Annotated in this window: 18 protein-coding genes and 2 pseudogenes; 8 read left to right on the top strand and 12 right to left on the bottom strand. The window is 30.3% G+C overall.

Annotated features, from left to right (window positions below):
• The first annotated feature begins 4 nt into the window (after positions 1-4).
• Entirely contained in the window at positions 5-1,027 is a 1,023-nt protein-coding gene (locus FBF11_RS01105) for a ribonucleotide-diphosphate reductase subunit beta (protein ID WP_002860621.1), read from the top strand.
• Entirely contained in the window at positions 1,014-2,387 is a 1,374-nt protein-coding gene (locus FBF11_RS01100) for a nicotinate phosphoribosyltransferase (protein ID WP_079742840.1), read from the top strand. The genes FBF11_RS01105 and FBF11_RS01100 overlap by 14 nt, the downstream gene beginning before the upstream one ends.
• Here the strand turns inward: FBF11_RS01100 and FBF11_RS01095 are convergent.
• The gene (locus FBF11_RS01095) at positions 2,356-2,904 is read right to left on the bottom strand and encodes a gamma carbonic anhydrase family protein (protein WP_057042259.1); all 549 of its coding nucleotides are present in this window, start codon (positions 2,902-2,904) and stop codon (positions 2,356-2,358) included. The genes FBF11_RS01100 and FBF11_RS01095 overlap by 32 nt on opposite strands.
• A gap of 88 nt (positions 2,905-2,992) precedes the next feature.
• On the opposite strand from FBF11_RS01095, the gene FBF11_RS01090 reads away from it, so the two are divergent.
• The gene (locus tag FBF11_RS01090) at positions 2,993-3,622 is read left to right on the top strand and encodes a protein-L-isoaspartate(D-aspartate) O-methyltransferase (protein ID WP_002874477.1); all 630 of its coding nucleotides are present in this window, start codon (positions 2,993-2,995) and stop codon (positions 3,620-3,622) included.
• Between the two features lie 19 nt (positions 3,623-3,641).
• On the opposite strand, the gene FBF11_RS01085 is transcribed toward FBF11_RS01090, so the two are convergent.
• The 11 genes and pseudogenes from FBF11_RS01085 to FBF11_RS01005 all read right to left on the bottom strand — a co-directional run bounded on the left by FBF11_RS01085 (position 3,642) and on the right by FBF11_RS01005 (position 18,738).
• Entirely contained in the window at positions 3,642-4,829 is a 1,188-nt protein-coding gene (locus FBF11_RS01085; protein WP_079263674.1) for an aspartate aminotransferase family protein, read from the bottom strand.
• 3 nt (positions 4,830-4,832) lie between these two features.
• On the bottom strand, positions 4,833-5,678 hold the full coding sequence (gene argB, locus FBF11_RS01080) for an acetylglutamate kinase (RefSeq protein WP_002864194.1): 846 nt from the start codon (positions 5,676-5,678) through the stop codon (positions 4,833-4,835).
• 3 nt (positions 5,679-5,681) lie between these two features.
• Positions 5,682-6,128 carry an N-acetyltransferase gene (locus FBF11_RS01075; protein WP_002851934.1) on the bottom strand — a complete coding sequence of 149 codons (447 nt, stop codon included), beginning with the start codon at positions 6,126-6,128 and terminating at the stop codon, positions 5,682-5,684.
• Positions 6,129-6,137: 9 nt separating this feature from the next.
• Positions 6,138-7,166, bottom strand: a complete 1,029-nt coding sequence (gene argC / locus FBF11_RS01070) for an N-acetyl-gamma-glutamyl-phosphate reductase (RefSeq protein ID WP_002868207.1) — start codon at positions 7,164-7,166, stop codon at positions 6,138-6,140.
• Between the two features lie 80 nt (positions 7,167-7,246).
• A pseudogene (locus FBF11_RS08400) lies at positions 7,247-10,708 on the bottom strand (S6 family peptidase).
• A gap of 41 nt (positions 10,709-10,749) precedes the next feature.
• Entirely contained in the window at positions 10,750-11,841 is a 1,092-nt protein-coding gene (locus FBF11_RS01030) for a DNA adenine methylase (protein ID WP_002857221.1), read from the bottom strand.
• Positions 11,842-11,879: 38 nt separating this feature from the next.
• Positions 11,880-12,398: a translation initiation factor IF-3 gene (infC, locus tag FBF11_RS01025; protein ID WP_002851726.1), complete on the bottom strand. Its 519-nt coding sequence runs from the start codon at positions 12,396-12,398 to the stop codon at positions 11,880-11,882.
• Positions 12,395-14,203: a threonine--tRNA ligase gene (gene thrS, locus FBF11_RS01020; protein ID WP_168977445.1), complete on the bottom strand. Its 1,809-nt coding sequence runs from the start codon at positions 14,201-14,203 to the stop codon at positions 12,395-12,397. Before thrS ends, infC begins: the two co-directional genes overlap by 4 nt.
• A gap of 130 nt (positions 14,204-14,333) precedes the next feature.
• Positions 14,334-15,137: an undecaprenyl-diphosphate phosphatase gene (locus tag FBF11_RS01015; RefSeq protein ID WP_002869496.1), complete on the bottom strand. Its 804-nt coding sequence runs from the start codon at positions 15,135-15,137 to the stop codon at positions 14,334-14,336.
• A gap of 73 nt (positions 15,138-15,210) precedes the next feature.
• On the bottom strand, positions 15,211-17,208 hold the full coding sequence (locus FBF11_RS01010; protein WP_079263604.1) for an oligopeptide transporter, OPT family: 1,998 nt from the start codon (positions 17,206-17,208) through the stop codon (positions 15,211-15,213).
• Positions 17,209-17,391: 183 nt separating this feature from the next.
• On the bottom strand, positions 17,392-18,738 hold the full coding sequence (locus tag FBF11_RS01005; RefSeq protein ID WP_002854418.1) for an SLC13 family permease: 1,347 nt from the start codon (positions 18,736-18,738) through the stop codon (positions 17,392-17,394).
• 247 nt (positions 18,739-18,985) lie between these two features.
• On the opposite strand from FBF11_RS01005, the pseudogene FBF11_RS01000 reads away from it, so the two are divergent.
• From FBF11_RS01000 to FBF11_RS00980, 5 genes and pseudogenes are all read left to right on the top strand, one after another.
• Positions 18,986-19,327, top strand: a pseudogene (locus FBF11_RS01000) (DUF4878 domain-containing protein).
• Positions 19,311-19,916 (top strand): YiiX/YebB-like N1pC/P60 family cysteine hydrolase, encoded by a 606-nt coding sequence (locus FBF11_RS00995; protein ID WP_079744468.1) that lies wholly within the window; start codon positions 19,311-19,313, stop codon positions 19,914-19,916. Before FBF11_RS01000 ends, FBF11_RS00995 begins: the two are co-directional and overlap by 17 nt.
• 63 nt (positions 19,917-19,979) lie before the next feature.
• A complete protein-coding gene (locus FBF11_RS00990; protein ID WP_002851849.1) occupies positions 19,980-20,327 on the top strand; it encodes a hypothetical protein in 348 nt (115 codons plus the stop codon).
• A 134-nt stretch (positions 20,328-20,461) separates the two neighbouring features.
• On the top strand, positions 20,462-21,583 hold the full coding sequence (locus FBF11_RS00985) for a hypothetical protein (protein WP_002851609.1): 1,122 nt from the start codon (positions 20,462-20,464) through the stop codon (positions 21,581-21,583).
• Positions 21,583-22,764, top strand: a complete 1,182-nt coding sequence (locus tag FBF11_RS00980) for an AAA family ATPase (protein ID WP_002868214.1) — start codon at positions 21,583-21,585, stop codon at positions 22,762-22,764. Before FBF11_RS00985 ends, FBF11_RS00980 begins: the two co-directional genes overlap by 1 nt.
• The last annotated feature ends 6 nt before the right edge of the window (positions 22,765-22,770 follow it).

Genomic DNA, 22,770 nt, shown 5'->3' with positions numbered 1-22,770 from the left:
AAAAATGCAAAGAAAAAGAATTTACAATCCAAGCTCAAACGAAACCCTAGGAGATCGTAAAATTTTTGATGGTAACCCACATGGAATTTTAAATTTCACTAAGGCAAAATATACCTGGGCTTTAAAACTTTGGGATTTAATGGAGGCAAATACTTGGTTTCCAAAAGAAGTGGATACAACTAAAGATGCACTTGATTATCGCTGTAATTTAACTGTAGGTGAAAAAAGAATGTATGATTTGGTTTGGAGTCAGCTTATTTCTATGGATAGTTTTCAAACCAATAATTTAGCAGATAATATCAACCCTTACATCACAGCTCCTGAAATCAATGCGGTTTTGGCACGCCAAGCTTATGAAGAGGCAAACCATTCAAAATCTTACGCTGTTATGGTTGAAGCGATTTGCGATAATACAGATTTGATTTATGAAATGGAAAAGCATGATGAAACTTTGCGTGAAAAAAATGACTTTATTTCAAGCATTTATGAAGAATTAGCAGGCGATGTAGATGATAATAAACTTCTTTTGGCTATGGTGGCAAATCAAATTTTAGAAGGAGTATATTTTTATAGTGGTTTTACTGCCATTTACGCACTTGCACGTGCAGGAAAAATGCTAGGTTCAGCACAAATGATCCGCTTTATCCAAAGAGATGAAATCACACATCTTTTATTATTTCAAAATATGATCAATTCAGTACGCAAAGAAAGACCTGATTTGTTCCATGATGAAAATATTAATAAAATTTATGATATGTTTAAAAAAGCTGGAGATCTTGAGATCAAATGGGGTAAATACATCACTCAAAATCAAATCATGGGCTTTACTGATGATATCATAGAAGAATATATCCATTATCTTGTAGATCAAAGATTAAGCGCGATCAATTTAGATAAGTTATACAATGCAAAACATCCTATTAAATGGGTAGATGATTTTTCAAAATTTAACGATCAAAAGAGCAATTTCTTTGAAAGTAAAGTAACGAATTATTCTAAGGGTAGTATAAGCTTTGATGACTTCTAAAACTTCTTTAGCCTTGCTTTGTGATTTTTATGAATTTACAATGTCTCAAGGCTATTTCAAAAACAATAAAAAAGATCAAATTTGTTATTTTGATATATTTTTTAGAAAAATTCCAGATTCAGGATCTTTTGCTATTTTTGCAGGTCTTGAAGATATTTTAGACTTTGTTGAAAATTTGAGTTTTGATGCAGAAGATATAGAATTTTTAAGAAAACAAGGTATTTTTGATACAGAATTTTTAGATTTTTTAGCTAACTTTAAATTTAAGGGTGAAATTTATGCTATGCGTGAAGGAGAAGTGATTTTTCCAAACGAACCTTTACTTTGCGTTAAAGCTACAACCATAGAAGCACAGCTTTTAGAAACTTTTTTACTTTTAAGTTTAAACCACCAAAGTCTTATTGCTACCAAAACCAATCGTATCGTGCGTGCAGCTAAAGACAGTAAAATTTTAGAATTTGGTTCACGCAGAGCACAAGGAAGTGAGGCAGCCTTAAAAGGAGCAAGAGCAGCTTTTATAGGAGGTTGCATAGGAAGTGCTTGTACTTTAGCAGGAAAAATTTATAATATCCCTATCAATGGAACTATGGCACATTCTTGGGTGCAAATGTTTGAAAATGAACTTGAAGCTTTTAAAGCTTATGTGAAAATTTATCCAAAAAATCCTGTTTTTTTGATTGATACTTATGATTGTCTAAATAGCGGACTTAAAAATGCGATTAAAGTTTTTAAAGAATTTGGTATTCAAGAAGGCGGCGTGAGAATAGATTCTGGAAATTTACTTAAGTTGAGTTTGAAAATCAGACAAGAACTTGATCAAGCAGGACTTCAAAAATGTAAAATCATAGTTTCTAACGCACTTGATGAATGGAGCATTAAAAAACTCAAAGAACAAAATGCACCTATTGATATCTTTGGTGTAGGTGAAAGATTGATCACTGCTTCAAGTGACCCTATTTTTAGTTGCGTTTATAAACTCGCAGCCTTAGAAGATCAAGGCATAAAACCTAAAATCAAAATCAGCGAAAATAACGAAAAATCAACCCTACCTCATTTTAAAAAGCTTTTTAGGGTTTATGATAAAAACACGCAAAAAATCCTTTTTGATGAACTTTATGTTTTTGACGAAAACCCAAATCAAGATGAAAATTTAGAACGCAAAGAACTTTTAAAATTAGTCTACAAAGAAAAAAGACTTCTTAAAAAGTCATCTTTAAATACTATTCAAGATTATACAAAAGAGCAAATTTCAAAACTCGATGAGAATTTTTTAGATCTTGATCGTTTTGTGAAATTTGAAGTAAAACTCTCGCCTAAACTTCAAAATATCACTGAAGATCTTTTAAAAACTCGTTTTTAAAATCCACATAATTTAAAGCGGATTGTTTTAGAAAGTTTATTTCTTCATTATTTAATTCACGCACAAATTTTGCAGGATTTCCAAGTATCAAAGAGCGTGGCGGAAATTTTTTACCCTTTGTTACAACGCTTCCAGCACCCACTATGCTATCTTCTTCTATCAAAGCACTATCCATGATAACAGTATTCATTCCGATTAAAACACGATTTTTTATCACACAAGCATGGATAACGCAATTATGTCCTATAGTTACATCATCTCCTATTATCGTAGGAAAACCAGCATCTTTTAACTTTCCTTTTTTATCAAATTCCCTATGCCAAACATGTACCGTGCTAAGATCTTGAATATTGGTTCTTTTGCCAATTTTTATAAAATTAACATCGGCTCTTAAAACACAATTAAACCAAATACTACTTTCATCTCCTATTTCTATTTCTCCTATGATTTTAGCGCCCTCTGCAACAAAAACATTTTGACCTAGTTTGGGACTATGATTTTTAAATTTTATAAGCATTTTTTTCCTTTTTATTTAAGTATAGCTAAGTTTAACTCTATTTCAACTTTTTTAGTTACAATTTTTATTTAAATTTATAGGAGAAGTAATGAACACATTTGAACAAAAAAGATGTCAAAATATGGCTGAAGAAATTGCACAAAAAGTTTTTATCAATGAAGAACTTTTTAATGCTTTTTGTCAAATTCCACGTGAAATTTTTTCTCCTTTAAAAGCCCATGCTTATCGCCTTGATGCTTTGCCTTTAGCAAATTCTCAATGGATTAGTTCACCTTTAACTGTAGCTAAAATGACTATGGCTTTAGATTTTAAAAATGCTGATAGTATTTTAGAGATAGGTTGTGGAAGTGGCTATCAAGCTGCGATTTTAAGCAAAGTCATAAGGCGTGTTTTTACCATAGAACGCATAGAAAATTTAGCCAAAAAAGCCGCTCAAACTTTCAGAGAATTAGAACTTTTTAATATCAATGTAAAATTTGATGATGGGCAAAATGGCTGGAAAAATTATGCTCCTTATGATAGGATTTTATTTTCTGCTTATGCGACACAAATTCCTGAAATTTTACTCGATCAATTAAGCGATGATGGTATTTTAGTTGCTCCTATTTTACACAATGGCAAACAATTCATCACACGCCTTAGAAAAAATGGCACAAATTTACAAAAAGAAATTTTAGAAGAATGTTTATTTGTGCCTATAGTAGATGGGAAAGAATAAACTTTTTTTACAAAATTTATCAAAAACTCTTTAGAGCCTTTCTTAACTTTTCACTCATTTCATCAATATGTTCTTTTTGCAAAATCAAAGGAGGTAAAAATCTCAAATCATTCTCCCCGCAACTTATCAGTAAAAGTGCATTTTCTTGGCATTTTTGAATGACCTTAGCTACTTTTACATTTTTATCAAGACTCAGCCCTTGCATAAACCCTAAGCCTTTGCGTTTTTTACAAAAATCAAATTCATTTATCAACTCATCTAAACTTTGCTCTAAATAAGGCGTGAGTTTATTGACATTTTCTAAAATTTTTTCTTCTTTAAAAATTTCAAAAACCGCATTCACTCCTGCACAAACTAAAGGATTTCCACCATAAGTACTACCATGATCGCCTGCTTCTAAAGAATTGCTTGCTACCTTTTGATTTATTACAAAAGCACCCACACTAAGCCCACAACCTAAGGCCTTAGCTGAAGTCATGATATCAGGCAAAATTTGTGCGTGCTCATAGGCAAAAAATTTTCCACTTCTACCCATGCCACATTGAATTTCATCAGCGATTAATAATATATCTTTTTCATCGCAAAGCTTTCTTAAGGCTTTGTAAAAATCTTTATTTGCAGGATTTATTCCACCTTCTCCTTGCACGCTTTCTAAGATAATGGCACAAGTTTTTTCATTCACCAGTTTTTCAACGCTTGAAATATCATTATATTTTGCAAATTTAACCCCTGAAATTAAAGGTTTAAAAGGCTTTTGATATTTTTCATTAGCAGTAAGCGATAAAGCCCCTAAAGTACGCCCATGAAAAGAATGCTTAAAAGCGATAAATTGTCCACCCTTAACACCTTTGTTAAAGGCGTATTTTCTAGCTGTTTTCATCGCTCCTTCTATACTTTCTGTACCAGAATTTGTAAAAAAAACACGCTCTAAAGCACTAGCTTTGGCTAAATTTTTAGCTGCAGCAGCTATATTTTCATTATAATATAAATTGCTAGTATGCAAAAGCTTATCCACTTGCGCTTTGATTTTAGCATTAAATTTAGCATGATTATATCCTAAAGCACAAACACCTATGCCACTTGAAAAATCAAGATATTTTTTAGCCTTATCGTCAAAAAGATAAACCCCCTGCCCTTTTTCTAAAACTATATCAAAACGCTTATAGGTAGGGATAATATGACTTTGTTCTTTATAATCCATTTTCATCCTTTAACCCACCAAAGTGCCTATACCTTCATCGGTAAAAAACTCAAGCAACAAAGAATGTTTCACACGCCCATCTAAAATATGTACCTTTTTGACTCCATTTTCACAAGCATCAATGCAAGATTTTAATTTTACATGCATACCACCTTCTATTTTAGGAGCTAAAATTTTAGCCTGTTCAAGGCTGATTTTAGAAATTAAAGAATTTTTATCATTAAAATCCTCATAAAGCCCTGCAGTATCAGTTAAAAAAGCAAGTTTTTCAGCCCTTAAAGCCTTAGCGATCGCACAAGCTGCGTCATCAGCGTTGATATTATAAGTATTAAAATTCTCATCCATGCCAATAGGAGCAATGATAGGTAAAAAATCTTTTTCCAAAAGCTCTTCTAAAATTTTCGAATTTACCTTTTGTATCGTGCCAACAAAAGCTAAATTTTCATCTTTTTTCACACATTCTAAAAGCGCGCCATCTTTACCACAAAGCCCTATGGCTTTAACTCCTAAATTTTGCAAACTATGGACTAAATTTTTATTGATATGATTTAAAACCATGCTAGCTACTTCAATAGTGGCTTTATCACTAACCCTAAGACCGTTTTTAAACTCACTCTTTACGCCTAATTTTTCACACATAGCAGAAATATCTTTTCCCCCACCATGTACAATAATAGGCTTTAAACCCACGAGTTTTAAAAGAGCTATATCTTGCATCACACAATGCTTTAGCTCTTCATTTTCCATAGCTGATCCGCCGTATTTTATAAGTATAATCTTAGAATTAAATTTGCGTATATAAGGCAAAGCTTCGATTAAGACATTAGCTTTTTCTAAATATTTTTGCATGATCATTCCTTAAGCATTAAAGCTAGTTTGATTATACTCATTTAAAGAAAGATCGTAATAATTCGCATCCTCTCTTAAAGTAAAACCATAATGTTTCCAAAACTCATTGCCTAAATCATTGTTTTTAAAAGCGATTAAGGCGATTTTATTAATCTTTTGAGCTTTTAAAGCCTCAAGACAAAATTTTGCCATCTCGTGCGCTATGCCCTTTTTTCTATGATCTTTATGTACACATACATGATAAAATCCTCCTGTGCGTCCATCATGCCCGCAAAGTATACTTCCTACAATTTCTTCATCAATCACTGCTACAACGCTAAGATTTGGGTTTCTATCTAAAAAATTTTCTATATTTTCTTTGCTATCATCAATGCTTCTTATCCCAAAGCCTTTTATCTCACACCAAAGCTTATAAACGGCTTCATAATCGCTTTTTTGCATAGCTCGTATTAACATTTTTATCCTTTACAAATTTGCAAAGAATTTAAGTCCTTCATCTTCATCAAAATCAAACATTAAATTCATATTTTGAACAGCTTGTCCTGCTGCACCTTTGATTAAATTATCAATAGCACCAAGCACAATAACACGCTTTGTGCGTTGATCTACACTAAAATTTATATCCGCAAAATTGCTTGATTTAACCCACCGAGTCTGCGGAAGCGACTGCGGCGGTAAAAGCCTTATGAATTTATTGTTTTGATAGTATTTTGTATAAATATCGCGTATATCTTGTTCTTGCAAGTCCTCTTTTAAATTTGCATAAGCACTGATTAAAATTCCTCTTTGCATAGGCACAAGATGAGGGGTAAATTGTAGAGTGATTTTCTCTTTGGCCGCATAGCTTAAATGCTCTTCAATTTCAGGAGTATGGCGATGCAAAGCTAAATTATAAGCTTTGATATTTTCATTAACTTCACAAAAAAGATTTTCCACCTTTGCACTTCTTCCTGCTCCACTTACTCCACTTTTTGCATCAATAATAACTGAGCTAAAATCAATGATCTTTTCTTTAAAAAGCGGATAAAGACTTAAGATAGAACAAGTGGTATAACAACCTGGATTTGCCACTAAACTTGCTTTTTTTATCTCTTCTTTATAAAGCTCACAAAGTCCATAAACCGCATTTTGCAAAAGCTCTTGATTAGGATGAGTGAATTTATACCAAAGCTCATAATCTTTAGGATTTTTAAGACGAAAATCCGCACTTAAATCAATGATTTTCATCTTTTTTAATAAATTCTCATTTAAAAGTTTAGCACTAAATTCATGCGGAGTAGCCAAAAACAAAAGATCAAGTTCAAGTTCATCTAAATTTTTATTTTCAAAACATAAATTTAAAGGGGTGTTAGGATAAAGATCTTGATAATTTTGCCCCACGCTAGAACTCGAACCCAAATAAGAAATTTCAACCTTGGGATGATTAAGCAAAATGCGAACAAGTTCATTTCCCGCATAACCACTCGCTCCTAAAATCCCAACTTTTATTTTCATCTTTATCCTTTAAATGTAAAAGCAAGTATTATAAACAAAAAAGCTTAAAATAAAAATACAATTTTTAAATTATTTTTTATTTAAAAACTATATCTTAAATTAGCATTTGCACTCCAATCTACATTTAAATCGCCAAAAAATGTCTTTTCAAATTCAAAATTAAAGCGTGTTTTATCGTTAAGCTTATAATCATTTCCTAAATTTATAAACATTCTTTGATCTTTTTTCCTTCATATCTTCTCTGACTTGCTTGATCCTCTAAAATTTGATCTCCTGCTTTAATCGGATCCGCATACAAACCAAGTCCTGTTCTAAAATTTAAATTTTAATTTTGACTTCCTATGAAAAATGCTGTTTTTACGACTAAAGGAATATAAGAAAATCGTTTTAAACTAGCAATATCTCCTTTTAGATCCATAGCTCCTACATAACCACTGATAAATTCCAAATCGGCTCAAGATAAAATTTATCATAAGCTTTTCTATAACCTAACTCAGCACTTAAGATAATATTATGCGAACCATCATTATCATCTAATCTACCTTGATTTCCTGGAATAAAATTTGCATTTATTTCATTTTGATAATAAATATATCTAAAACAAAATCACTATAAAAACCTTACTCCACTGTAAAGCTCGAAATTCGAATACTCGTTTAATTTATCATGTCCGCTTTGAATTTCAAAGTATTTTCCACTATTATACTCATCACTCGTACCCCATCCAAAAGTTCTTAACCATACACCACTTTCATAAGGATTATTGCGTAATTCCCCCATTCTTTTATGCATATTATTCCACTCCTATCATGGAGCCTAAAATAGCTTGAGCAAGTATAGATTTAGTTTTTACAATAGCTTGAGTATTATCATTAGTAAAAAAATATTCATCTTTAATCTTAGAATCAATTTTTTCTAAATTCCACTCTGGGCAAAATTTTCCTCATTATGAGAAAAAACAACATTTGGGGTATACGTACTAAAACCTTGCTCACATTTGGCATAGTAAAAAATTCCTTTGTTAAATGTTTATTTTCATCTTTTAAATGAGCTAATAAGATATTTAAACCCGCTTTTTACTAGGATTATTAAGAAAAATTAATACTAAAGTATTATTTACTCCTTGTGTGCTTTCCTTAGAATTAATATAATCTGATTTAGAATTTTCAAAATCCGCATTGATTTTAAATATTGTATTATTTGCACTTAATTTTTTTGCATCAACTTTCCTATAAATAGCACTTTTTTCTACTTGAAGATTGCTCATTTATATATGAGACTCAAGCAAAGAATCTTTAATCGCAAGATTTTTTTTGCGTATCATTGATACCTTTGATATTACCACTAAAAAATGTGTTTTGCAAAGTAACATCAGAATGATCAAGATTTAAATTTACACTAAAATAAACCTTTTCTATCTTAGCATTTTGGGTATTTTAAAGCTTTTGCTCAAAAGCCATTTCTTTGCCAACTCCTGTTTATACAACATCTCCATAAGAATAATCATCAGTCTTATCAATAATATTTTCCCCATCTTTTTCATCGATCCACAAATTTTTACTTCCAAGCTCTATTTTGGAATTTTTAGCATTAAGGTTTTCTACTTTTAAGCTTACATTACGCCCTAAATAAAACTCGCTTTTTTTCTAAATTAAGCTCTTTTAAAACAAAAACCCTATCTTCCCAATCTTCTTGTGTAAAACTTACAGGCTTAGTTAAAGCACTTAAACCATGTTCTTGAAGTTTTTTAGCTTGTTCTTTGCTTACATAAGCGTGTATTCTAGCATGTCCTTGAAAATTTAACTTGGCATTTTCTGTCCTAAAAACACCTTCTTTATTGTAAATATTACCATCAAAAATCAAAGCTTTGTCTGTATTGGCACTCATTGTTACAGCTTCATCTGAAAAGATATTGCCATGATAAAGATAATCTTGCTTGTTTTCTAAATTTAAATGTATTCCTGATTAAGAACTTGTGATAAAAACATTATTAGAGTCAGTTTTAATTTGATCAAAATTTAATGTTAAGCCTGATAAATCCAAAGTTCTGCCATTCATATAAATTTCGCTAAAACTTAAACCTTCACCCTCAAGACTTACCTTGGTCCTCACCCATTCTAAGTCCTGTATCCACACTTTGACTTTTGACAACAAGCTCTCCTTCACCCATTTTATTAAAGAAAATCATCTTTTTTGGTTTTAACATTATATTCTACCTTGAACCCTTATCAGCATAAATTCCGCCATGTATAAGCCATTTATCGCCTGTTATTTGCCAATTTGAATTTTTATCAAATTTAAAACACTAGCGCCTAAATCCACATCGCTATTTAAATTTATACTTCCATTTTGAGAAAAATACAAATCCTTGCTATTTTGCATTTCTTCAATTCTCTTATCACAATTATTTTATCATCAAAAGAATTTTTATAGCTTACATAACCCACATTAGTCTTAGAAATCAAACTTACATTTTCTATTTTTTTACCATCTTTCATCAAACCATCGCTACTAAGTGTATAAGTTCCAGATCCTATGACTACTTTATGAGCATTTTAAAATTCATTGATCTTTGCTTGATTGATCAAAGCATAATCAACCTGCAAACAAGTATATCCATAGTAAAATGGACATTACAATTACTCGTACTTACTACACCTACTAAATACCATTTTTTATCCATCTTATCATAAACATAAACTCTACTTCCAGAATCCCCGGATATTGAAGAACTTGTAAAAGGATTTCTTTTATCATTGGTATAATTAAGAAATTGCAACTTAAAACGCTTATCTTCAGTATTTTTAGGAGTTAAACTGACAAAACCTCCTAAATTGATTTCATTAGAATCAAAAATCTTAATGGGTACTTTATTTGTATCTTCAAAACCTAAAGCTACAATACCACTTCCCTCTCTTGCAAAGTACTCATAACCCGAACTATCAAAAAGCTTGCCTTTACCTTTTGAATAATCACATTTTCCACTTTGACAACTATCCCAAAATGGATCCTTGTATTCATAAATATCTCCACCATCGCCAGAATTTTTTCAATAAGATTTAAATCTTTACTCAAATTTGCACTTTTATTGAGACTAATCTTACTCATTTTTAAAACAGCAAAATCCACATTTTCTTTTTTATAAGTAAAATTATCACTTGAGCTTACGATTCTATTTGCTACCCCTCCAAAGTGTAAAACACTACCTTGTTTCACATAGTCTTTATTTACTTCCCAGTATTTAAACTTGTACTCATATGAGAAGCGCTGACTATATAAGATTGTCCTATATTGGTAAATTCTCTTGGAATTTTCCTCCACGATTTGAAGTAGAAAAATCAATCATAGGCACATTAAAAGAGATATTTTGACTAGGATTTTTTGCTAAAATTTAAAAGCCAATTTGACCTACTTGAAATTTGCCTTTATTACTGGCAAAATCAAGATATTCTTGAAAATAACTTTGGATCAATAGCTGAAGCAAAAAGATAGTTAGAAAAACCAAATGCCATTAATGTACAAAAAGATAATTTTAGTTTCATAAATCCCTCCTCATTTTTAAGTGCAATTTTAGCACGAAAAACTAATTTTTAACTAAAATATAAAGTTGCTCATGAAGATGGATATTGCGATTTTTAAGATTGCGAGAAGCTCTAAAAGTATTATATTTTTGCTCTAAAATCCGGCATTTTCCAAGAGTGCTTAAGCGCTTTAAAAAAATTTCTTTTTTTACAAAACCTTCACAATTATAAGAAAGTAAAATCACTCTTGCTTTTAAATCATTAATAAGTTCAAATAAAGCATCTTGGGCAAATTTTGACTTATTAAAAGTACTGCGGTTCCAATCCTTTGGAATGCCACTGATTTTAGAAATTTCTTCAGGTTTTTTATAATTTGCAATTAAATTTAGCATAAAATAATTAGAACTATAAGGGTGCTGATTATAAGGGGGGTCAAGATACACTACATCAAAAAAATCAAGTTCTTTTGCAAGCATGTTTGCATCCTTTTGCATCACTTCAAATTCACAAGAAAAATTTGAAAAAATAGGCATTTTAAGCTCTATTTCTCCTTTAATGCGTTTAAGTGCATTTTGTCCTTCGCCACCAAATTTTCCGATGCCATCCTTACCCTTATAAAAACCTTTAAAAACTCCGCTAGTATTTGAATGAACACTGGCTTCATAAATCAAAGGAGCTATAAAGAAATGCCTCAATTCTTTTGGAATTTCATTTTCGATTTTTTGCCTTATAGTATCAAGATATAAAGCATTTTTAAAAGTATAAAAAACCCTTTCATTTTTTTTAATATCATCATCATCTTTTGGAGCATAAAGCTCACTGATAAAACCTTTTTGAAAATCTAAATTTTGGATTAAATTTTTATAATACTTTTTTATATTTTGAAGTAAATCTTTGTCTTTATTAGCAAGATAACACTCATTGATGAGTTTTGAATAATCTTCTAAATCATTGGCTAAAATATAATTTGAGTGTGCTTTTGCAAAACGACTTACAACACCTGAGCCACTAAATATATCACAAAAACTAAATTTATCTTTACCAAGTTCTTTTTTAGCTACCTTAAAGCCATTATTTAAAAAACTTAAAAGTGCTCTTTTATTTCCGAGATAAGTTATAATTTGCTCTTTTAAAAAAGAAGGATTTTCTTTCAAAATTTAAAACCTTTAAAAGCTTTATCCACAAAAGTGGATTAAGCTTTTTTTGGAGTTACAAGCATATTTACATAACGACCTTCAAAATTTGGCTCTTTGTCACGATTAGCTTCATTTTCTATCATAGTCCAAATTTTTTCAAGCAAAGCTACACCTGCTTCAGGAGTTGCCATTTCACGTCCTTTTAAGAACACACGAAATCTCACATGCTTACCTTGTTCTAAAAATTCTAAAGCATGTTTTACCTTGTAATTAATATCATTTTGAGCAATTTTTACAGAAAGTTTGATTTCTTTTATATCAATCACTTTTTGTTTTTTCTTTGCTTCTTTTTGTTTTTTCTCTTGTTGATAACGGAATTTACCATAGTCCATGATCTTGCAAACAGGTGGCTTAGCATCTGCAGCTATCATTACAAGATCAAGTCCTAAACGATTTGCAATTTCTAAAGCTTCATCACTACTGATAATACCATAAACTTTGCCATCATCGCCAACACATCTGATTTCATCCGCTCTTATTTCTTCATTGAGCAATACTTCTTTTTCTTTACTCAAAAGTGTACCTCACTCATTTTCTCCTTAACTAATTTAATAAATTCGTCCAAGCTAAGATTTTTTTGTTCTTTAGCTCTTCTATCTCTTAAAGCAACGCTACGCTTTGCCACCTCATCATCGCCTAAAACTAAAATCATAGGTAATTTTTGCTTTTCAGCGATACGAATTTTTTTACTTAAGCTCTCATTTTTTTCATACACCTCGCTATCGATATTAAGCTCTAATAATTCTTTTTGAATTTCTTTTGCGTAAGCAATATGTGCTTCGCCTATTGGCACTATACCCACCGCAGTTGGTGCGATAAAAAATGGAAACTCACCCGCACAATGCTCGGTTAAAATTCCTATAAATCTTTCAAAAGAACCTAAAATCGCACGATGCAACATTACAGGTTGTTTTTTTTCATTATCACTATCAGTGTATTCAAGTTTAAAACGACTTGGCAGGTTAAAATCTACTTGTATAGTTCCACATTGCCACTTTCTTTTTAAAGCATCAGTGATTTTAATATCAATCTTTGGCCCATAAAAAGCCCCGCCACCTTCATCGATGCCGTATTTTAAACCTTGTTCATCTAAAGCTTCTTTTAAAGCCTTAGTCGCCACTTCCCAAATTTCATCATCACCTATGGCTTTTTCAGGTTTAGTTGAAATTTCCATTTCATAGCTAAAATCAAATAATTTCATCAAATTATCCACAAAAGCTAAAATTTCTAAAACCTGCTCTTTAATCTGACTTGGCATACAAAAAATATGTGCATCATCTTGAGTGAATTCTCTCACTCTAAAAAGTCCATGCAAAACGCCACTTTTTTCATGACGATGTACCACGCCGTATTCAAAAAATTTCAAAGGCAAATCACGATAACTTCTTACATCACTTTGATAAATTTTAATATGTCCCACACAGTTCATAGGCTTAATGCCATATTCTTGTTCATCAATTTGTGTAAAATACATATTTTCTTTATAGTTTGCATAATGCCCACTGATTTTCCATGCATCTGCTTTTAAAAGTTCAGGCCCACGCACAGGCTCATAACCACGTAAACGATGGATCTTATAAAGCATATGTTCAAGTTTAGATCTAAGTCTTGCACCGTTACTCAACCAAATAGGAAGACCTCCTCCGATCTCATCATCAAAAGTAAAAAGCTTAAGCTCTGTTCCAAGCTTTCTATGATCGCGTTTTTTAGCTTCTTCAATAATGGTTAAATACTCTTTTAAACTTTCCTTATCTGCAAAAGCGGTACCATAAATTCGAGTAAGCATTTCTCTTTTTTCATCGCCACCCAAATACGCTCCTGCAACACGAGTGAGTTTAAAAAAGCGTAAAAATTTCGTATTTGGCACATGAGGACCACGACACAAATCTTCAAATTCACCTTGTTTATAAATACTTACAGCTCCATCAGGAATACGCAATAAAACTTCTTGTTTTAAATCATCATTTTGAAATTTAGCCAAAGCTTCGCTTTTTGTGATTTCATATTTTAAAATTTCAATCTTTGCTTCAGCAAGTTCTTTCATCTTTTTTTCAATTTTTACTAAATCTTCTTCGCCAATCTTACTTTCCACACGAAAATCATAATAAAATCCATCTTCTATAACAGGACCAACGAAAAATTTAGCCTCAGGATATAAACTCTTAATCGCCTGTGCCATTAAATGCGCACAAGAATGACGGATTACTTCTAAACTTTCTTTAGAATTATCAAAATAAATTTCTTTTAAATTTGTATTTTTCACACTTTGAGAGTCAATTATTGTCTCATTGTCCAAATACGCAATAACTTCTTTTTCCATATTTTTAACCCTTTGTCGCTCACTTACCCTGTGAGTGTTTATAAAGTTCTAATTTTAACTTTCTAAGACTTAATTATTTTTGAAATTCAGCTTATTTTTAAAAAAATCTTAGAATAAATTTAATATTTATTTATAGCTTAAATTCACTTCCAGCATTTAAAATCCCACTATAATACAAATAAAAGAAAACAAATCCTAAAATAATACGATAAATTCCAAAAGGGATAAAGTCGAATTTAGAAATAAATTTTAAGAAAAATTTTATAACTAAAACTGCAACAATAAAAGCAGTGATAAAACCTATGCCTAAAGGAATTAAAGAATTTGCATTGCTAAGAAGCTCAGGCTCTTTATAAATGCTATAAGCTGTAGCGATAATCATCGTTGGAATGGCAAGCAAAAAACTAAACTCAGCCGCAACTTTTCTATTAAATCCTAGCAAAAGTCCACCAATAATACTTGCTCCACTTCTTGAAGTACCAGGAATCATGGCTAAAGATTGAAAAATACCTATGCAAAAAGCTTGTTTAAAACTTATTTCTTCTAAAGAATTGATACGATATTGTTTATTTTTATGTGCAAGTTCTATAAGAATAAACACAACACCGCCAAAAATGAGCATTCCAACCACAACCCAACCATTAAATAAAGCATTTAAGTATTTTGCCACAAAAAGCCCTATAACTCCGGTAGGAAAAAATCCAACTGCAAGTTTTAACCAAATATCAAGCCCTTGAAACAATTTACGCCAAAATACAAAAATGACCGCCAAAATAGAACCAAGCTGGATGATAATCAAAAAGCTTTTCCAAAACTCATCTATATCGATACCTAAAATAGTCGTACCTAAAATCATATGTCCTGTTGAAGAAATAGGTAAAAACTCAGTCAGACCTTCTATAATTCCAAGTATTAAAGCATATAAACTTTCCATTTTAATCCTTGAATGATAATTGCAAAAGAAAAATTATATCAGAATGGATTAAATGGGGTTTTAACCCCAAAAATTAAGCATCTTTTTTAACAATACGCTTAATGAAATATAATACAACTCCCACAAAAAAGATAAGTGCGAAAAGCTCGCTATCATGAAAATTTGCTAAATTTAAAGCTAAAGGATTTTCACTACCACCCATACTTACTGAAAATACAGTAATTCCTGCGATAATTACCCCAAAAATACTTTCACCCACTATAAGTCCTGAAGCAAAAAGCGTGCCTCTTTGCTCACAACTTGCAAGTTTTTCTTCTTTATGAGAATTTTTTGCATATTTTTTAGTCAAGTGTTGCATTACAATATATTTTAAAATTCCACCTATAACTAAAGGTATATTTACAGCAGGGGGAAGGTAAATACCTATTCCAACGGCTAAAGGCGGCAAAGACATTTTCTGTGTTCCTTTTAAAATTTTATCTATAATAATCATTAAAATTCCTACAAATACACCAAAAGCCATATAACCCCACTCTATATTGTGATGAAAAATTCCTTGGGCGATAGTGCTCATTAAATTTGCTTGCGGTGCTGCTAAAGCTGATGAAGCATCCATACCTTCTCTTGGCATTGCTCCGACAAAACCATAGGCTTGATAAAGCAAATTTAAAACAGGAACTATAGCCAAAGCACCAAAAACACAGCCTACAAGTAAAGCAACTTGTTGTTTCCAAGGAGTAGCTCCGACTAAATGTCCTGTCTTTAAATCTTGTAAATTATCATTCGAAATAGCAGCTGTAGCTAAAATAACACTAGTAGTAAAAATAGCTAATGCTACTGCAAATTTAGAAAGCATAGGATCTTGAAAAAGTTCCACACCTAAAACCAAAAAAACAATAGAAGAAATAATAACACCAATAAGTCCGATTCCAGAAATAGGACTAGAAGAAGATCCTACAAGTCCTGCCATATATCCGCAAGCTGCTGCAACAAAAAAACCTATTAAAACAGAAACTAAAGTTCCAACAAATGAAAATAGCATTTGATAATAAATACTTAAGTTAGCATCTTCAACAAAACTATAAAAAGTAATAAATAAACCCACAACCATTAAAACAAAAAGTATAAAAATACTTTTTAAAGAAAGGTCTATATTTGTTCTTTCATTTTTTTCTTGATTAGTAATTTTAACATTTTTAACAATTTCTTTAATACCTTCAATAACGGGTTTTAAAAGTTCTATTAAAGTCCAAAGCGCTGCTATAGCAATAGCTCCTGTTCCTATAAGCCTTACTTTAGAACTCCATACACTAGAAGCTAAATCTACGGCATTTTTTGCACTATCGAATTCAAAATTTGAAAGATAGGGAGTAAAAATACCCCAAGCTAAAAACATACCTACAAAAAGAGCTATAGCACCTGCTAAACCAACTAAATAACCTGCCCCTAAAAGTGCCAAAGAATATCCCATAGAAAAACCAAAAGCCATTTTATTCCAAATAAAAGCAAAATTACTCTCACTTGCAGCGAGTTTAAAACCATTGCTTAACAAACTAAAAATAGCAGCTATAAAAGAGCCTAATGCTATTTCTTTAATGCCTTGTTTTCCTTTTTTACTACTCTGATCTTTATTGGCTACTTTTAAAATTTCAGCTGCAGCTCTACCTTCAGGATAAGCAAGCTTGCTTTCAACCACCATAGTCCTTCTTAATGGTATAGTAAAAAGCACTCCAAGTCCGCCACCACAAAGACATATCATAAAAGTTTGCCAAAGTGGAAATTCACTCCAATACCCACACATAAAAAGCCCTGGGATAACAAAAATAACTGATGATAAAGTTCCTGCTGCTGAAGCTTGAGTTTGAACCATATTATTTTCTAAAATATTTGAAGTCTTAAAAAGACTCAAAACCGCCATGGAGATGACCACAGCTGGAATTGATGATGAAAAAGTAAGTCCCACTTTTAACCCTAAATATACATTTGAAGCTGTAAAAATAATAGTTAAAATACTTCCCAAAACCAAACCCCTTAAGGTAAGTTCTGGTAAATTTTGTTTTTTGTACATCATTTCTCCGTTTTAAAATTTTACTTTCAACTTAAAAAATATTCTTATAAGTTTAAATTTATAATTTTTCTCTAAAGCAAAATAAAATAATACAAAAAAACGCTTATATTTTTATAAATTTTTGACTCAAAAATATCATAAAACAATGAGCTAATCATTGAAAAATCAAAAGTTCTTTTATTTTAATTATATTATCCCAGCTACCTCAGCAAAAATCAAGCAAATAATACTTATACCCCATATATAAAAAAAGCTTCTTTTGATATGATCTCTAATATTAACCTCTGCTAAACCACAACCTAGCAAAGTTGCAGGCACAACAGGAGAAATAAATGTCGCACAATTTCTTGCTATCACCATGATAATAGCTATAGTCAAAGGTTCAGCACCAAAAGCCTTAGTTACACTCAAAACTATAGGCATCACTCCATAAAAATAAGAATCCGTACAAAAAATAATTGCCATTGGAACAGCCAATATCCCTACCATTAAAGGAATATAAGTACCTAAATAATCTGGAACGAAATTTAAAATCAAAACACCCATTTTCTCCATAATACCACTTTTATCAAATACGCCTATTAATATCCCAGCACCAATTAAAGTAATATACATAAGCATTGCACCAGCACTTGCACGATCTAAAACTTTTTTAGCTATTTTTAAATTAGGATAATTAAGCGGTAAAATTATTACAAGCCCTATCATAAAGCAAATATAACTAGGAATAATACCACTAATTAAAAGCCCAATAACCCCAATAGTTACAAGTAAATTTAACCAAAACCATTTTTCATTATGGTGCTCGCTTTTTTCTATATTTAATTTTATTCCCGACAAGTTACCTGCGCCTGCGCCTCTTTTTATTTCTATCTTAGCAATCCAAATTGCCAAAAGAAGGGATAATACTAAACCTACAATCTGAATAGGTATAATATGGTGCCAAAGCAAATTTGCATCCATTCCTATATTAGTAGCCGCTCTTAAAGTAGGACCACCCCAAGGAATAACATTCATAACCCCCATAGCTGAAGTAATAATCAATAACATTGAAGTCTTTCTTATACTTAAACGCTCATAAATAGGTAATAATGCAGGTATTACAATAAGAAAAGTAGAAGCACCCGAACCATCTAAATGTACAGCAGCAGCAATAAAAACAGTAAGAATGCAAACTTGATATATATTAGCTTTCATTTTTGATAAAAATGCATTTAAAATTTTAGTAAAAAAACCACTTGCATTTAAAACACTAAAAAAGAGTATAGAAAAAACAAACAAAGCTGCCGTATCCGTTACGCTTTTGACTCCATCTTTAATAAAAACAACCAATGTTTTAATATCAAAAACACCTCCTTTAACCCCTAAAGCTACACCCACGCCAAAACCAAGCCGTTCAAGAATAAGTAAAATACAAGCTACACTAATACTTACACTTATAAAAGCTAATGCTGGAGTAGTATAATCTTTTAGCAAAAGCCAAACTATCAATCCTAACGAGAAAAAACCCAATAAAGCTAAAAAAATTTCCATATCCTATCCTTTTGTATCATTTTTATTCGATAATAAAATAGGATATTTTAACTCCAACTTATATGTGTTTAAATTTATAGCTTTTTAAAAAAAATATATTTTCTAATGTAACCATTATATATAAACAAGAATAAAAAAATAATTTTGAATTATTTTGCTATAATTATGAATATTTTAATTTATACTATCAAAAGAAAAAAATGAAATTTTTTAAACTTTCTTTCTTGGCTTTAGTTGCCTTTTTTTAGTGGCTTGAGGTTCTTCAAATCCTGAAGATTTAGCTAAAAATTTTACAAAAGATCTTTACAGTGGTGATACTAAATCTGTTATGAGTTACATTGATCTTAGCGAAGCTAAAAGCGATGAAGAAAAAACATTTGTTAGTGATAAAATCACTCAAGTTGTTACTGAAAATGCAGCCAAAGCAAAAAGAATGGGTGGTGTTAAAGATATTCAAATTGAAGAAAAAACAATCAATAAAGATTCTGCTAAAATCAGAGTTTTAGTGTTATTTAACAATGATAATAATCAAAGCAGCAATGTTTTTCTTGCTAAAAAAGATAGAAAATGGCTTGTTTTACTTAAATAAAATTTTATATTTTTTCTTAATTTTATTTTTATTGATTGGAATTTTGGGTTTCTTTATAAATTTCAATCCTTCAAATCAAATCATCAAAAAACCCTATCTACCTTTTCTTGAAATAGGTGATCTTGTCTTTCGTGCAGGAATAGGAAGTGAAAGTTTTTTAATAGAAAATTTAAGTCAAAGCCCTTATTCTCATATCGCTATGGTAGTTAAAACTTCTCCAACTATACTCATACATGCTACAACAGATGATGACAAAAATGCTAAAAACCAAGTTATCTTAAGCTCTATGGATGATTTTTTAAAACTGAGTCATAAAATTGCTATTAAAAGATTAAAATTTGATGAAAAAACCAAACAAAAAATAGTTGCTAAAGCTTTGGAACATTTAGGCAGAAAATTTATCATAAGTACAGATAAAGATGCTTTTTACTGCACTACTTTTTTAGAACAATCTATTAACTCCATTACCCCATTTCATCTTCAATATACTCTAATCAAAGCTCCTTTTAATGAAGGTTTATATCTTTTTCCACAAACTTTTTTTGAAAATAATCAAAGCGTATTAATTTATGAAAGTCAAAATTTTTAATTTCACATTCACTTCACTTAAAAATTTTATAATGTCATCACTTTACATTAAGGAGAAATAATTATGAAAAAAAGTATTTTATTCGCATCAGCACTTTTAGCTAGCTCAATGCTTTTTGCAGATAGTCTAAAACTTGAAGGTACTATTGCACAAATTTATGATAACAACAAAACCTTGCTTATTGACTCTATTTATGGCGGACAAATGGCTATAAAAGTTCTACCAAATACCGAAATAGAAATGGATGATTGTGGTATTTTTGGAACAGATAAAGATGGAACTTTTAAAGATTTACAGGTTGGAAATTTTTTAGAAAGTAAAATTTCTTATGGAACACCTGCTACACCAAATACTCAGGCTATTCCAGTAGCTAGAAAAATTGAAATTCAATGTTATAAAAAAGCTTATTAATATAAATCCCTTAACAAGGGATTTATAAAAATCATTCTTCGGCAAACTACTTCATTACTCTTAAATAAAAATTTAAACTCTTTTTTAACAAGCAATTTATAAAATAACACTTATATTTTCATCTAAGGCAAATAATGAAAAAATGGATTTTTATTGTTTTTTGTTTTATATTAGGTTTTATTATTCATATATTTTATATAGGATACACTAACGAACTTTTATTTAATAAATTTATTAAAAATAGCAATCCTGATTATACAATTACAGATATTTACTTCAAAAAAGGTTTTTTAACCTCTAAAGGAAGTTTTACTTTAAATCACTCTCATACACAGCTTTCAACCAAAATCAACCTTAAATTTAATAATTATTTTTTCTTAAATAAAATTATAAAAGGAAATTTTACAAATCCTTTTGATTTTTTAGATGAAGTGTTAAAAAACAATAAATTAGGAACTTTTACTCTCAAATTACACGATAATAACTCTAAAATATTTCTAAATATTAAAGATATAAATTTAAGCAATGAAGGCGGAGATACCATCATAAACGGCGGATATATTGAAGTTTTAATGAATAAAAATTTAGAAATTAAAAACATGAAAATACATTTTGATATGATTAATTTTTCTCAATTTTATACTAAATTTGTATTACAAAATTTAAATTACGAACAATTTTTTAACAATCCTGTACAATTTTATGAGTTAAATTTATTTAGCGATAGCCAACAAGAGATCAACTTTGATTATCTTGTGCTAGATAACAATAAAATCAATTCTTTTTACAGCAAAAACCAAGTAAATTTTAATGAAGAAAATTCAGCAGTAAACTTAAACATACAAGGAAAATCCAATGAAATTGATCTTAAATCTTTATTGGGTCAGAATTTGAATTTTGACAAAACAAAATTTAATATAACCATAAACAAATTTTTTAATTCAAATTTCAATATCTCTCATTTTATTCAAAAAAATCTTGATCTAAAAATACAAAATTTAATCCTTGAAAAAAATAAACAAAATATCAGTTTACAAGGCAATTTAAATATTAACAACTCTTATCAAGCAAAATTACAAGTTATCAGTTCAGACGAGCCTGATGAAATTTTTCCTTGGACAAAGGATTATGGAGGTTTAAATCAATATTTTTTAAAAGAAAATAATAACTTTTTTCTAAATTTATCTTATGATAGCTTGGCCAATCCTCAACTAAAAATTAATGGTAGTGAATTTTCAAATATGGATTTAAATTAATGAGCCTAGCTTTGACCTTTCGCCCTGAAAATTTTGATGATATTTTAGGACAATATGAGCTTATAGAAATTTTCAAAAAATTTACTGCTTTACAAAAACTTCCTCATAGTATTTTTTTTGGAACAGCAGGTTCTGGAAAAACAACTTTTGCTAGAGTTGTAGCAAAAGAATTTGGCTTAGATTTTTATGAATTTGATGGAGGAAATTTTAAACTCGAAGAACTAAGAAAAATTTTAGATAATTATAAAAATAGTCTTTATAAGCCTTTAATTTTTATTGATGAAATTCACCGCCTTAGCAAAACCCAACAAGAAATGCTTTTAATTCCTATGGAAAATTACCGTTTAATTTTAATTGGTGCAAGCACTGAAAATCCCTATTTTGTTTTAAGTTCTGGTATAAGAAGTCGTTCCATGCTTTTTGAATTTAAATCTTTAGGGGCAAAGGAACTTGAAACTTTACTCTTACGCGTACAGGAAAAAATGAAATTTAGTATTGATAAAGAAGCTAAAGATTTTCTACTTAAAAGTGCTGATGCAAGAGCTATGCTAAATTTGCTTGAATTTGTCTTGGTTTTAGATGAAAAACATATCAGTCTTGAAAATCTTAAAAAACTTCGCAACACCATAAATAGTGAAGGTGTTAGCTCAAAAGATACACATTATATTTTAGCAAGTGCAATGATAAAAAGTTTACGCGGAAGTGACGTTGATGCAGCTATTTATTATCTTGCAAGACTTATTGATGCAGGAGAAAGTGCGGATTTTATCGCTAGGCGTTTGGTGATTTTTTCAAGTGAAGATGTCGGAAATGCCGATCCAAATGCTTTAAATTTAGCAGTTTCGACTCTAGATGCTGTTAAAAATATAGGTTATCCTGAAGCAAGAATTATCCTAGCCCAATGCGTAGTTTATTTAGCAAGCACAATCAAATCCAATGCAAGCTACAAAGCTATCAATGAAGCTTTAAACTATGTAAAAAATAATGAAGCTTTAGAAATACCTAATTATCTTAACAACAATCATCAAGAAAAACAAAACTATCTTTATCCACATGATTTTGGTGGCTGGGTAGAGCAAAAATATCTTAGTAAAAATTTAAAATTTTATCATAGCAAGGGCTTAGGAGAAGAAGCAAAATTGTTAGATAATTTATATAAATTAAAAAACCATAAAGCTTAATTTTAT

This window comes from Campylobacter sp. CFSAN093224, from assembly GCF_012897395.1.
Taxonomy (GTDB): Bacteria; Campylobacterota; Campylobacteria; order Campylobacterales; family Campylobacteraceae; genus Campylobacter_D; species Campylobacter_D jejuni.
This window is presented reverse-complemented; position numbering and strand designations above follow the sequence as displayed.

Excerpts from the sequence above, each read along its gene's own strand:
- FBF11_RS01105 (WP_002860621.1), top strand. The coding sequence starts at position 5 with ATGCAAAGAAAAAGAATTTACAATCCAAGCTCAAACGAAACCCTAGGA.
- FBF11_RS01095 (WP_057042259.1), bottom strand. The coding sequence starts at position 2,904 with ATGCTTATAAAATTTAAAAATCATAGTCCCAAACTAGGTCAAAATGTT.
- FBF11_RS01090 (WP_002874477.1), top strand. The coding sequence starts at position 2,993 with ATGAACACATTTGAACAAAAAAGATGTCAAAATATGGCTGAAGAAATT.
- FBF11_RS01085 (WP_079263674.1), bottom strand. The coding sequence starts at position 4,829 with ATGAAAATGGATTATAAAGAACAAAGTCATATTATCCCTACCTATAAG.
- argB (WP_002864194.1), bottom strand. The coding sequence starts at position 5,678 with ATGATCATGCAAAAATATTTAGAAAAAGCTAATGTCTTAATCGAAGCT.
- FBF11_RS01075 (WP_002851934.1), bottom strand. The coding sequence starts at position 6,128 with ATGTTAATACGAGCTATGCAAAAAAGCGATTATGAAGCCGTTTATAAG.
- argC (WP_002868207.1), bottom strand. The coding sequence starts at position 7,166 with ATGAAAATAAAAGTTGGGATTTTAGGAGCGAGTGGTTATGCGGGAAAT.
- thrS (WP_168977445.1), bottom strand. The coding sequence starts at position 14,203 with ATGGAAAAAGAAGTTATTGCGTATTTGGACAATGAGACAATAATTGAC.
- FBF11_RS01015 (WP_002869496.1), bottom strand. The coding sequence starts at position 15,137 with ATGGAAAGTTTATATGCTTTAATACTTGGAATTATAGAAGGTCTGACT.
- FBF11_RS01010 (WP_079263604.1), bottom strand. The coding sequence starts at position 17,208 with ATGATGTACAAAAAACAAAATTTACCAGAACTTACCTTAAGGGGTTTG.
- FBF11_RS01005 (WP_002854418.1), bottom strand. The coding sequence starts at position 18,738 with ATGGAAATTTTTTTAGCTTTATTGGGTTTTTTCTCGTTAGGATTGATA.
- FBF11_RS00990 (WP_002851849.1), top strand. The coding sequence starts at position 19,980 with ATGAAAAAAAGTATTTTATTCGCATCAGCACTTTTAGCTAGCTCAATG.
- FBF11_RS00985 (WP_002851609.1), top strand. The coding sequence starts at position 20,462 with ATGAAAAAATGGATTTTTATTGTTTTTTGTTTTATATTAGGTTTTATT.
- FBF11_RS00980 (WP_002868214.1), top strand. The coding sequence starts at position 21,583 with ATGAGCCTAGCTTTGACCTTTCGCCCTGAAAATTTTGATGATATTTTA.